At 38.5% G+C, this 12954-nt stretch carries 14 protein-coding genes; 12 read left to right on the forward strand and 2 right to left on the reverse strand.

The window, feature by feature from the left end; genetic code table 11:
* From A6049_RS14400 to A6049_RS14415, 4 genes are all read left to right on the forward strand, one after another.
* Entirely contained in the window at positions 1-2427 is a 2427-nt protein-coding gene (locus A6049_RS14400; protein ID WP_095206103.1) for a DEAD/DEAH box helicase, read from the forward strand.
* An 81-nt stretch (positions 2428-2508) separates the two neighbouring features.
* Positions 2509-2778, forward strand: a complete 270-nt coding sequence (locus A6049_RS14405; RefSeq protein ID WP_063565328.1) for a hypothetical protein — start codon at positions 2509-2511, stop codon at positions 2776-2778.
* Positions 2779-2976: 198 nt separating this feature from the next.
* A complete protein-coding gene (locus A6049_RS14410) occupies positions 2977-4014 on the forward strand; it encodes an ROK family protein (protein WP_063565329.1) in 1038 nt (345 codons plus the stop codon).
* Between the two features lie 96 nt (positions 4015-4110).
* Entirely contained in the window at positions 4111-5310 is a 1200-nt protein-coding gene (locus tag A6049_RS14415; RefSeq protein WP_095206118.1) for an MFS transporter, read from the forward strand.
* 250 nt (positions 5311-5560) lie between these two features.
* Here the strand turns inward: A6049_RS14415 and A6049_RS14420 are convergent, their stop codons facing one another.
* A complete protein-coding gene (locus A6049_RS14420; protein ID WP_063565331.1) occupies positions 5561-6106 on the reverse strand; it encodes a hypothetical protein in 546 nt (181 codons plus the stop codon).
* Positions 6107-6626: 520 nt separating this feature from the next.
* On the opposite strand from A6049_RS14420, the gene A6049_RS14430 reads away from it, so the two are divergent.
* The 5 genes from A6049_RS14430 (at position 6627) to A6049_RS14455 (ending at position 10021) form a co-directional block, all read left to right on the forward strand.
* The gene (locus tag A6049_RS14430) at positions 6627-7187 is read left to right on the forward strand and encodes a DUF4367 domain-containing protein (RefSeq protein WP_063565333.1); all 561 of its coding nucleotides are present in this window, start codon (positions 6627-6629) and stop codon (positions 7185-7187) included.
* Between the two features lie 169 nt (positions 7188-7356).
* Complete coding sequence (locus A6049_RS14435; RefSeq protein ID WP_063565334.1) at positions 7357-7650, forward strand: hypothetical protein; 294 nt, start codon at positions 7357-7359, stop codon at positions 7648-7650.
* A 77-nt stretch (positions 7651-7727) separates the two neighbouring features.
* On the forward strand, positions 7728-8246 hold the full coding sequence (locus A6049_RS14440; RefSeq protein ID WP_063565335.1) for a hypothetical protein: 519 nt from the start codon (positions 7728-7730) through the stop codon (positions 8244-8246).
* 565 nt (positions 8247-8811) lie between these two features.
* On the forward strand, positions 8812-9432 hold the full coding sequence (locus A6049_RS14450; RefSeq protein ID WP_063565337.1) for a hypothetical protein: 621 nt from the start codon (positions 8812-8814) through the stop codon (positions 9430-9432).
* A 133-nt stretch (positions 9433-9565) separates the two neighbouring features.
* Positions 9566-10021 carry a DinB family protein gene (locus A6049_RS14455; RefSeq protein WP_063565338.1) on the forward strand — a complete coding sequence of 152 codons (456 nt, stop codon included), beginning with the start codon at positions 9566-9568 and terminating at the stop codon, positions 10019-10021.
* Between the two features lie 117 nt (positions 10022-10138).
* Here the strand turns inward: A6049_RS14455 and A6049_RS14460 are convergent, their stop codons facing one another.
* Positions 10139-10693 carry a stalk domain-containing protein gene (locus A6049_RS14460; protein ID WP_063565339.1) on the reverse strand — a complete coding sequence of 185 codons (555 nt, stop codon included), beginning with the start codon at positions 10691-10693 and terminating at the stop codon, positions 10139-10141.
* A 98-nt stretch (positions 10694-10791) separates the two neighbouring features.
* On the opposite strand from A6049_RS14460, the gene A6049_RS14465 reads away from it, so the two are divergent.
* The 3 genes from A6049_RS14465 to A6049_RS14475 all read left to right on the forward strand — a co-directional run bounded on the left by A6049_RS14465 (position 10792) and on the right by A6049_RS14475 (position 12558).
* The gene (locus A6049_RS14465) at positions 10792-11235 is read left to right on the forward strand and encodes a GNAT family N-acetyltransferase (protein ID WP_063565340.1); all 444 of its coding nucleotides are present in this window, start codon (positions 10792-10794) and stop codon (positions 11233-11235) included.
* A 105-nt stretch (positions 11236-11340) separates the two neighbouring features.
* Positions 11341-12219 (forward strand): EamA family transporter RarD, encoded by an 879-nt coding sequence (gene rarD / locus A6049_RS14470; RefSeq protein ID WP_063565507.1) that lies wholly within the window; start codon positions 11341-11343, stop codon positions 12217-12219.
* A 72-nt stretch (positions 12220-12291) separates the two neighbouring features.
* Positions 12292-12558 carry an AbrB/MazE/SpoVT family DNA-binding domain-containing protein gene (locus A6049_RS14475; RefSeq protein WP_036617560.1) on the forward strand — a complete coding sequence of 89 codons (267 nt, stop codon included), beginning with the start codon at positions 12292-12294 and terminating at the stop codon, positions 12556-12558.
* Positions 12559-12954 lie beyond the last annotated feature (396 nt).

The following is a 12954-nucleotide window of genomic DNA, read 5'->3' on the forward strand; positions in this document are numbered from 1 at the left end:
GTGATAAGAGAAGAAAAAACTTTACTAACTTCAATGAATAAAGTACCAGAGTTTAAAGAAGCGCTTAGGAAGCTCACAACTAATCAGATCCTGTCCGATAGGGAAAAGGATTTTATATTGAGCTGTGCAATTATCTTCTTGAAAAAATTTAAAGTTGACAAAAGGTTTGTGAGTTTATTCGAACTTTCATACTTTATTGTGCTAAAATATTCTGTTAGTTATAGTGATTATAGGCCTCTATACGATATTTCAATTAATTTTGGTTTTTATCCTATTTCTAGAGAAATCATAGAGCTTGATTTACTTGAAGATTTGAGCCTGAGTAATGCTTTAATGGATATCTCATTTGATAGATTCAAGAAAGAAAAATATTTGGAAACTTATCAGCAACAGAAAACCAGAACTAAATTCATGGAAGATCAATCTTATTCTTTAAGTTTTTTAGCTCCCACATCATTTGGTAAGAGTTCGGTTGTTATAGATCACATAAAAATGAATAATTTTGACAAAGTTGCAATTATTGTACCTACTAAGTCGTTGCTAGTGCAAACATATAGAGCCATTAAAAATTCTGTTACAGATAAGAGAATCATTCTTCATGACGAAATGTACAATGGAGAAGACAAATTTATTTCGATTTTCACTCAAGAAAGAGCATTAAGATTGCTGGATAGGTATGATTTATTCTTCGATATTTTGTACATCGATGAAGCTCATAATTTATTCGAAAAAAATAGTAGAAGCATTCTTTTATCGAGATTAATTAGGAAGAATCTCAAAAGGAATCCTTCTCAAAAAACTGTCTATCTATCGCCATTAGTTAATTCGAGCAAAAATTTATTAGTACAACAACAAGGGGAAATTAGTGAGCAAAAAATCTCTCATAACATAAAAGAGCCAGAATTATTTGAATTTAGGTTAAATGGAGAAGTTTTTCAGTACAATAGATTTGTGAATGAGTTCTATAGTTTGAATTTTAAAGGAGATATATATTCATACATTCTTGAAAGACAAAAGTATAAGAATTTTATTTATATTCGAAGTCCAAAGAAAATAGAAGCTTTTTCAAAGTTGCTTGTTGAGGAGTTAAATATTTTACCTAAAAATGATGATATCACAGAGATAATTGATGAGCTAGAAAGATATGTTCATAGCGAATTTTATGTTATTGAAATGCTAAAAAGAGGGGTTATGTATATTCATGGGAAAATTCCGGATATAGTAAAAGAGTTCTTAGAGTATAAATTTAAAACCATTACTTCTTTGAAGTTTATAGTAGCTAATACAGTGATATTAGAAGGAATAAATCTTCCGATAGATAATTTGTTCATCATGAATACTTACAGTTTAAGGGGAAAAGAATTAACGAATCTTATAGGGAGAGTAAATAGACTTGATACAGTTTTTAATCAGGGAAATAACGAATTGAACAAACTTTTGCCTCAGATCCATTTTATTAACAGTGTGGAATACAACGGTTCTAAATTTCAAATGAAGAAAAAAATTGAACTCTTAAGGAATAATTTTTTCAAAGATGATATTAAAAATCCCACTCTATTAAATTTTGATATTGATAGTGTTGATTTGGAAGATAGAGAAAAAGTTGAAAAAATTATATCTAATGAACATTTGGTTATTTCTGACGGCCATAATGAGGTAACTGAGTTTAAAAAATACTTAATCAATTCTGGAATATACTCGATGTACGATCTCAATGATGAAAATGTACTTATGAATTTTATGAAACAAGTAAAGTCTATAGACAAACAAATCCCAGGATGGGAACAACTTAATATCATTGATAAAATCCATAAAACATTTATATTTAATTTTGTGAAATATATCAAAGATTACGAAATTAACCGATTAGATATCGAAGAAGCACGAAATTTTTACAAAATGTATATTTTTAATAAACAACGCTATTCATTGAATAAAAATATTCAAGATACTTTTAGGTATTTCAAAACACGAAAGAGTAAAGAAGGCAATTATCTGTATATTGGAGAAACTTATGGGGAAATTGAAAAGCCATCAGAAAACTATCGAGGTAAGGCGAAAAAAGTTTATATAGATCTTATCAATAAGAAAGATGAAGAGCTTATTAATCTAGTTATCGTTAAATTAAAATTAGAGGACGATTTCATTAGCTATAAGCTTAATAAATTTGTTATAGCACTATTTGATTTTAATTTAATTGGTGAACAAGAATATCATAGAATTATTTATGGAACCAATGATGAGAAAAAAATAAAATTAATTAAGACTGGCCTTTCCGTAAATTTAATAACTAAATTACAAGAAGATGATCAGATTAAGAACTTATATTTTGATACCAATAATAATCTTAAAATGAATAAGCTATTCATAGCTTATAAGCATAACATGAATGGCTTTCATCGATTTGAACTAGAGAAGTATCTGTAAGTATAATGTGAATATGTTACGTAAGTACGTACCACATGTACTTATTTTTTATGTTACCCTCTCCTTAAAAGGAGTGGTGACATGACAAGTACCAACAGCGAAGACCTCGCTTTGCAGTACGCACAACTTGTCCAACAGGAAGACGATTACGTCGATCAACTAGTCACATGCAACAAACTCATCCTGGACGCCATGGATATCATCGCAAAACAGGCAGGTGTGCTAGAGATGGATACCGTGAAACAAGCAGCATATCACCTACATGCGATGGAACAGGATCTGAACCGAAAGCTATTTGAAGTTCGACTGGAGAAGAGCATCTTGGCAAATCAAATGAGCCAGTCAACATAAACCACCTTAACTAAAGGACAGTGCAGGATCACACAAGATGATCTTGAACTGTCTTTTTGTCTGTCCATCCAAACGTTTTTCGCCTTCAATTAAGCATTGACTTTCCCCACAAATCCCCCTACACTTCAATTATTAAAATACTTTTAAAAACATTCATTGAATGGTTCGAAATGAACGAAAGGAGGCATACAACTAACCATGTTACCCACTTCACACAACACCCAACAGGTGAAGCGCATTAATGTTGAACTTGTGAAGAATACACTGCGATCAATAGGCGTAGGCACGAAGGCTTCCATTGCAAACCTGACGAAACTCAGCGTAGCCACATGCGGCACGATCCTGAACGAGTTGCTTCAGACAGGTGAGATTATCGATCTGGGCCCAGATGAATCAAGTGGGGGAAGACCTGCAAGTCGGTATCAATTCAATGCGGACTACGCAAGTGTGCTGTGTCTGATTATTCGAACGGAGGGTGGCATTCACTCGATTACACATACACACGCCAATCTGAACGGGGAAATGACGGACGAACAGACGCTCATTTTGGATGAGATTAATGTGACTGTGGTGGAGGATTTGATTGCGAGCCTGATCGAAACGCACCACAATGTGCAGGCCATTGGCATTGGTATACCAGGGGTGGCACACGACGGTGTAATTGGCATTTGTGATGTGTCGGAGCTGGCGGGTCAACCGCTAGGGCCAAGGCTCAAGGAACAGTATGATGATGTGGAAGTGGTCATTGGTAACGACATGAATCTCACGGTGTACGGACTGTATAACCAGCAGCAATTTGAAGAAGAGAAGAACTTCGCGGTAGTTACATTTCCTGAGAACCATTTTCCTGGTGCAGGCTTTATTATTGATGGTCGTCCGCTCACAGGGAACACGCAATTTGGGGGCGAGGTATCTTTTCTACCTTTTGGCGTGTCACGGGAAGAACAGCTACGGATGTTGAAAACAGCGGGAGGGTTGCAGGAACTGGTGGTACAGACACTGGTATCCATTATTGCGATCATTAATCCGGCAACGATTGTGGTAACAGGGGATACGATGGACCCGGCTATGCGGGATGGCCTGACGCAAGGTTGTCTGGATCGAATGATTCCATTGGAGCATATGCCGGAGTTGATTATCCAGAGAGACACACGACGTGAATACCTCACTGGGGTGGTCGCTGTTACGTTGGAGAGCCTGACTTATCGCATCCAACTGATCGAGAAGCAATGGTAGTCAACCACATTTTATGGCACCTTAATGGAGGAACTTAATTTGAATCAGCAAGCAGGTACAGAAGGAAACAAGAAAAAGTTCAACAAGCTTTACGCCATGCAACTGGCAACGATTTTTCTGGGATTTATCGTATTTGGTATATCTGAAAATATTAAGGGACCAGCCATTCCGCGAATTCAATTCGACTTCAATCTGGATGAGAAACAGCTCGGGACGTTATTGTCCCTGAATGCACTGGGGTACCTGATCGCCTGCTCCTTCACCGCCATCCTAGTTCGCAAATGGGGCATTAAGGCAGTTAGCATCATTTCGTTTGCATCAATGATACTCTCGGGTGTGTTCATTTACGTATCTCATACATATCCACTCTTTGCTTCATCTTACTTCTTCATGTACATCGGAAACGGCATGCTGGAGATTGCGCTGGCGATTCTGGGGGCGCGAATCTTTGTGAAAAACACAGGTACGATGATGAACCTCTCCCATTTCTTCTATGGGCTGAGTTCAACGGTAGCGCCTTTGCTGGCGACAGGTGTGATGTCGTTGCACGTGTTTGGTCACGAACTGGACTGGCGTGGTATGTATCTGGTGATGTTGTCACTCTGTATGCTACCGATCATTGCAGCGCTGCGCAGTAAGTTTCCGGGGGACGATCTTCCTCATGAAGATCGGACTTCACTCAAGACGTTAACACGTGATCCAGCCATCTGGCTGATGGTGCTCATTCTTTCTTTTGGCGTGGTATCAGAACTGGCGGTTGGAGGTTGGCTCGTTAACTTTCTGGAGAAAGCCTACACGTGGGACACGGTCAAAGCATCTGGGCTGCTGTCTGCGTTCTTCCTGAGTTTTTCGTTGGGCAGACTGTTGCTAGGACCGCTTACTGACCGGATCGGATTCGTTTTGTCGTTGATTCTGTTCTCTGCTTTTTCGGCGGTATGTACGTTTGTCGCCATTGCAGGCGGAGAGGGGCTGGCATTCTTCTTTGCCGTATCGGGAGCGGGTATTGCGATGATCTATCCAACAGTCATGGCATTTATCGCACGCAGATATCCAAACGGCAGTGACACTGCGATTACGTTCACAGTTACCTTGATGGGGATTGGTAGTGTCATTGGTAACTATGTAATTGGTTGGGTGATTGAGGGCGTGAAGAATGCATATGGCCCAACCACTCAGCTGGGGTTATTGCGCGGACTTCAAGCAGGGTACGGATTCATCGGCCTATGCGCTGTAATCTGTGCGGCATCTGGAGTAGTGTTATATGTGTATTTGAAGCGGAAACAGGAACTGATTTAGTTATCATTTATTGATTTTAAAACAGAAATCGATGCTTTATGTAGAAAGCAAATAAAGAGTTGGATTAACGATGCTTCTTTAACTTAACGAAAACGATAGTGGAATAATACACATTAATGAGCAGATACTTCGGTATCCTGCTCTTTTTATTAAGCTAAGTGCAGGTTAGTTATTTCTTGAAATACAGAAAAAGAGCCGCAACCGCAGCTCAAATAAGTAATCGATAAAATTACACCGCAATTTATTATAGTTAGAAATTAAGATGTAGTAATGGTTTAATATGCTCAGTTGCCGCATTAAACTTATCCGCAAATTCCTTCGAATTTTCGTATTCTTTTGGCATGTTATTCAGGAATAATTTGACCTGTTTGACCACTTTCATGCGTACTTCAGAATCTGCAGGATTACCTTTTAATTGATCTCTTACAAGATAACCATATTCCCCCCTAAATATTAAAAAGTCATTGATGAGAACATTTAGTTCAGGAAAAGTTTTAGTATTTTCTTTTAAGAGAGTTAATTGGTCATTCACTAAAATAATGGAAGTATAGACATCAAACATTTGCTCAACTTCATTATTAGTCTCTATCTCACTGGTTTGAGAAAGTGTATCATCCAATTTCTGTACTCTCGCAACAAAACCAGTATAATAATTCGAATTAACCTCAACTTCTTTCTTAGTATATAAGCTTTCAATTAAAATAAAAGTTGAAGCAATGATCAAGAGAACGACAACAACGATGATTTTAGAATATTTTTTCTTCATCATTAATTCAACGCGTGGTATTTTCTGCAATTTAGTATACCTCTATAATATTTTTGTTATGTACACAACATTAGCGATACTACCACAAAAAAAGGGAACAGATCTATCTGTACAATTTACCATTTATATGGAATCGAATTGCAATAATCTATCATGTTTTGTAAAGGACATAGGTTGTGAAGCTCGATATGGACAACTCTACCTTACTGAATTCTTATATACACTTAGATCCGGATAAATTCAGATTTATAGGTCAGATATCTACAGAACACGGAACTTTTGCATGGGCAGAGAAACAGACGGTTTTTAACGAATCTGAAATAGCCCGCCAATTAAATCAAATTAACGATAAGACTAAACAATTAATGATTCCTATGTTTGGATCAGTACACCTCAGAGTAGATGATGACGCAGGAGAGAGTTAGACCACTTGAATAATGGCGGAAATCTCAGAGTAACCGACTCTGGGATTTTTTGTGTTTAAACTAAAGGGAAGAATAGTTGAATTAAACAATGGCATAATATTACTAAAAAAATGGAGGGAATGCCCTTGTCTAAACGGATTGTTTTATTAGTTTTTATCTTTATGCTTTCTGTTGGAATCAACAATGATCTACTCATCGCATCAGCTAAACCTACGCAAGCTTTTTCAAATGTTGATTTGGACAAGCTGCAAACTGCTGCGGATTTCAAACTCTTTACGCCGTCTTACTTGGTTGAAAACTATAAATTAGAAATTAAGGAACCATACCCGTTTGATCTTAGCCCATCCGTTTCAAAAGTTAGACTTCATTTTTTTGATGAATCAGGACAGACATATTTGTTTGGAATTGAAGAACATAAGGCGGGTGGATATAAAGTAAACCGAGTTGTCACTAACGTCGATGTTCGTAACCGAACAAGTACAACACGAACTATAGTCGAGGATTTTAAATTTAATGAACATGGAGAGAAAATTAACATAAATGGAATCGAAGGGCGATTTGAACCATGGGCTAACCATATACCAGGAGGATATCTACGATGGGTACAAAATGATACTTTCATTGAAATGGACAGCGGAGAATTAACTAAAGAGGAAATGATCGCGTTAGCAAAATCAATGAGATGATTCAGTAATTCAAACTTACGGAAGACGAAAGTAATTAAGGCTGCCAGCTTACATGGGAGCCTATTTTATTTGACTTTAAGTAAACTACGAAAGCGGAATGACTTGTATTCTTGAAATTAAGCAACAAATTCGATATAAATCCGTTGTAGTATGAGAGAGGTGATATGATGTGACAAAAATGAGTAGTTGGATCTTAATGTTGGTATTAGTGGTACCCATGATATTTGCTGGGTGTTCATTAACAGAAAAAAATGAAGAAATTGTGACTCAAAGTGTAGTAGCATCTGATTTTGTTCTCGAAGTAACAACCTCAACTAATATAGTTACTGGTGAAGCAATAAAAGTAAAAGGGACTCTTAAATATACGGGTATTAAACCTGTTGAAGTTTCCCATGGAGAACCAATCATTCGTTTTTTCTTTTCGGGTAGCCATTTTGTGAATTACAGATGTAACTTTCATTGAATTGATAGCGTTATTAATAACGAGGAACGTCTTATAGATTTTAGAATAACTAATAAAAGAATACGAGGGATAAAGTTGTGAAAAAAAAGGGGCTTTTTTTGGCTGTTTTATTATTATCTCTAACAACAGCGACCGTAACTGCCTGTGATTCAACAAGTTCAACTCAAGAGAATAACTCTACTCTAAAGTCTGGTGTATTATCAAGCAAATCAACAAGTACAACCCTTACTAATTCTTTAAGTGAAGAAGAGAATAAACCCTCGCACTATATTGCTTCTGGGGGCGCAACGGTACAGCAACCCTTTTCAATAAATCCGGAATTCGTACATATAAAACTTCTAATGAAGAACAATAGTAGCCATGAAGTCAATGTTAGTTTAACACACTTAGAAACTAGAAAAGTGTATTTCGCTATAACTATTGCTGCCGGGGAATCTTCGGATTGGATAAATATTAATCAAGGTTTCACGCAAGGCATGCGTACTGGAGGCTACTTGCTTCAATGGAGTGGTGGCGGTTATAACGTTAATGGGGAAGTATGGGGAGCAGCTGTTTCAGACCCGGACGATACTGCTCCTCTATCCTTATTGAACTAACGGGCAGGTTAGTTTTAATTGAGGTATCGCTGCACGGAATCAATAGCATAAATTATATGGTAAAATATAGGATGAGTACTATTCAAAAAATGAGGAGGCAACAAATACATAATGGTCAATGACCTATACCGAAAAATTGGTCCCTTGTTTATAAAGAAAAATCTAGTTCAGTTAGCATTTCAGTTTTTCATTTCAGCGTTAATCGGAGTTATATATACATTTATGATCATTGATGAAACTATAGGTGGCTATATTAATAAAGTATTACCCAGTAAGGATGGACCGGATTTTTATCATTATCTGCCCATTGTGATCACTGTGTTAATTTACTCGTGTTTCATTCAAAGAAAAGAAAGAATTTTTATAGAAAAAATTTCATTCAGTTGTCTTCATATTTTGATTGCAATACTAAGCTGTATTTCTTCTCTTATCGTTATCATGATGGTTCAATTCCCATTGATGAACTAACTAAATTATCAACTAACGAGCAGGAACGAGCAGGCTAGTTCACGGTACAAATATACTAAAGGGCAGAATACCAGGAAGCTTAGGAGGGAACAGGAAGATGATACGGGGTGTAATTATCGAAGGGATGTCTACTGCAGGAAAAACATCATTATTTTCTGCTATAAAGAGATTACATAGTCAAACACCGAATAGTGAGAAAACTATAATTGCAATAAGTGAACACTATTCACAATTATTGCATTCATATCAAGGTGTTTTAAGATCCATGGATAAGGATGAACATATCTCACTTCTAAGTCGACATGTTGATTATCTTGAACAACAATACGATTGGATTAGCTCTCTTGGTCATTCCAAACCATCCAAAGGTATATTTTTTCTTTTAGAGAGGTTTCATGTAAATCATAGAGCTGCATTTAAAGCCTCTCCTGAGATTGAGCTGCTTGAGAAACGTCTATCCAGGATGAATGCACATTGTGTACTCTTAACCTTGACCCCGGATGCTGTTGAGTCTAGGTATATTGAAAGTCGCGGTGAAGCCTGGAAGTCATATGTTATGGGAAATTCTACTACTCCCCAAGTATGTGAAACGTTTTTAGATAATCAAGAAAATCTTCGAATGGCTACGAAACAATCATTGATTCCAACTTTAGAGATTAACACAGATGAAGCAGACTGGGATGCTTATGCAAAACAAGTTCTTACGGATTTACGTTAAACGTTGGCGTTCAACCAAGACACTACGGAATTTGATCAGATATCAGTTAAATCAAAATGAAAAGCTTCATTGATGAAACTATCGGATGGCAGCAGATTAAATTAATCAATGAGACGAAGAGGGGGAAATCGAAATGAAGACAATCAAGTGCATGATGGACCACCTTTACTGGGCAGACGGACGTATCTTGGAAGCGCTCGAAGAGAGTGGGACGAAGAACAAGGACCTTCTGAAACTCGTTCGGCACGTCGCGGTCGCGGAACGAGTCTGGTTGTCTCGATTGCAGGGCAAGGGCAGTGCGCAATATTCGTTGTGGGAGGAATCGGACGACCTGACGGCGATCCGGACGATATTCGAAGAAAACGCTGAGCAATATCGCGTCTATATCGAAGGGCTTGAAGAATCTGAGTTGGACGAAATAATCGACTACGCGAATCAGAGCGGGGTTCCATTCCAAACATCCGTCCGGGACATCCTCTTGCAGGCTCTCTTACATGGGCAATATCACCGAGGACAGATCAATCGGGCACTTCGGATCGAATCGGCAGAGCCTGCCCAAGTCGATTACATCACGTTCGCGAGGCTCTAACGAGCAGGATAGCTTGGCATATAGAGGACTGGATATTCATAGATAGGTTTCTTAATAAGAGGAAAAGAAACCTATCCTGGGGATAACCGAAAGAGAATTTGAAAATATAGGTTTTAATTAATCATTGAACTGAACATTTACGTGCATATACTTATCTAATCCTGGCAAACCGGCTGTACCTTTAATATCCAAGAAATTCAGTTTTTCTTTCCAGTCCACTCTTTCTTGATCGGAGTCATCTGCAGATACTTCAAAAATATATGCTAAGACAAATGCATCAATACTCGAGACTCCATTTTTTAATTGTACCCACTCTCGAGGGAGAACAACTTGATTTTTACCCGCTGTAATTTCTTTGCCAGAGAAATTAAGAATCAGTTCTTGGCCTTGATTTTTAACCGTAGTAATTTTTTTCTTTCCGTCCCAATTAAACGTTGCTCCAGATTGTTTAAAAACATCCTTCATAGGAACATAAATGGAGTTATGTTGGGTTGTCGTTAACTTGTTGTCCTTTGAGATATCTAACAAGACCTTTTTTAATGAAGGATTATACACATTCGCCGCACGTTCCTTAAAAGGTAGATCCAATAAGGATTGATCCAATGCAGATGCAACCGACGATACACTTACAACTAAACTTAACATCAACAATAGAGAAATTATTCGTTTCATCTTGATTCCTCCTTAAGTATTGTTATTCACGTAACATAAACGCTACAAGCCAGGAAAAGGTTTCCTCTAAAATCCATTTCTATTAAGGGAGGTTAAGCATGGAAATTAAAATACGAGAAATTGCAGCGAATGATTATACTGAAGTTGTTTTTTTATGGAACGATGTGCTTGAGATTCGCAATGTTAATGAGGAAAATTTTCGAGATACTACAGAAAAAATGAATGAGGACGGGAATTACAAAACATTTGTTGCATTATTTGAAAATGATGTGGTTGGTTTTGTAACTATAGTTCAGGCATTGTCCATAGGGGTTTCCATTGGTTATTTACATATACAAGCTCTTGCCGTTAAAAAAGAATTCCAGCATCGTGGGGTAGGTACACAACTATTAAGACATACTGAAAATTATGCTAAAGAACTCGAAATATCTAGTATTATTTTATGTAGCGGATTCAAGCGAACTGATGCCCATGCTTTCTATGAGCATAATGGCTATGACAAAGATTCATACTGCTTTGATAAGATTATTAACCTTGACTAATAAATAATAATTAAATCAAATTCATCAATTATTTCCTTTACTTGAGAGGGGATTGAGACGTATAATCCGTTCAGACATCAGAGCAAGAAGAGGGGAAAAATGATTATGAATAACGGGTTAGTCAACGCTATTATTGCGTATATCATGTGGGGGGTTCTCCCGCTTTATTGGAAGTTGTTTAGCGAAGTTCCGGCAGGTGAGATTTTGTCGCATCGGGTTGTCTGGTCGTTTGTTTTTATGGGTATTCTGGTCGCCGCCCAGCGTCGCTGGGGTGATATAAAGCGGATTGCAACTAACCGCTCGATCCTGCTGTCGCTCACCGCCAGCGGAATGCTGATCGCGGTTAATTGGCTCATCTTCATCTGGGCGGTCAACAACGGCCATGTCGTCGAGACAAGCCTTGGCTATTATTTGAATCCGTTGCTGAACGTGCTGTTAGCGGTCGCCTTCCTTCGTGAGAAGCCAAACCGCGGCCAATGGCTTGCAATTGCCATCGCTGGCGCAGCGGTGCTTATCATCGCGATTGACTATGGACGATTTCCGTGGGTCGCGATCTCGCTGGCTGCGTCATTTGGTTTGTACGGCCTGGCGAAGAAGAAGATCAAGCAAGACGCTTCTATAGGTTTATTCTCGGAGACGGCTGTAGTCCTGCCTGTCGCGCTCGGCTACTGGATCTATTTGGCCGTTGTAGGGAAAACGACGGCATGGACGCTGCCTGCACCAACGTTCATCGAATTGCTTCTTTCCGGCGTAGTCACGGCGCTGCCGCTGCTCTTTTTTGCGCGAGCAGCCGCCCGGATGTCGCTGTCAACGCTCGGCTTCGTTCAATACATCGGGCCGACGATCATGCTTTTGCTGAGCATATTCGTATTCAAGGAATCGGTTTCGCCGGTTCTACTCGTAGGCTTTGCTCTCATCTGGACAGCGCTCGTGGTATACGCTACAGCATCGATTCGCGGCGCGAAACTCGCGAAGGCGAGTTGATGGCATAGTACCCCGGTAGGGATGAAGTGGAAAACCCTGGAGCATCAATCAAACGAAAGGCGTGGGATTGCCATGACTACAGCCACACTTAGCAAATGGGGAAATAGCAGTGCAATTCGCATTCCTAACCAATTGCTTAAGCGTCTTAATCTGGAAGAAGGCTCGGAAATTGAGATTTTGGTGACAGAAGATAATGAATTGTTGTTGCGTCCAAAAACCAAGCCTGTAGAGTCCAATGAGGAACTACGTAACCATCTAAAGACGTTGCTCTCTAAAGTGAAACAGGATACAAGACATGAAGAAATAGACTTTGGCACAGAAGGGAACGAGCTACTTTGATCATTCCCAGCCATACGACCGACCACTGTACTAACATGAATTTAATGAAGTAACGGGTTTTACTGTTGTATGTCGCTTAATGAGCCAATCCCAATGAAATCAGTTCTACGCAATGTCCGTTCTATATTGGCATAATTGAAGATTATTAGCTGTTCATTTACCTAAATCCACGTCTAACTTAGAGACGTGGATTTTTTCTTCATACCTAAATAGATTCGTCCATCCTTGACGCTTCGAACAAGAGCCGAAAGGCACTTATAAGTTGGAAAGAAAGATTTTTAATCCTCTGAAATTGTTTCCATTTATAGTATGATAAGACTATCGTTAGCTTCTTCAAACATGGCCAGTATTATCTCTGCGGCTAACGGGCAAAGGCCATATCGAATGACCACGAAG

Source organism: Paenibacillus sp. O199 (genome assembly GCF_001636635.1).
GTDB lineage: Bacteria > Bacillota > Bacilli > Paenibacillales > Paenibacillaceae > Paenibacillus > Paenibacillus marchantiae.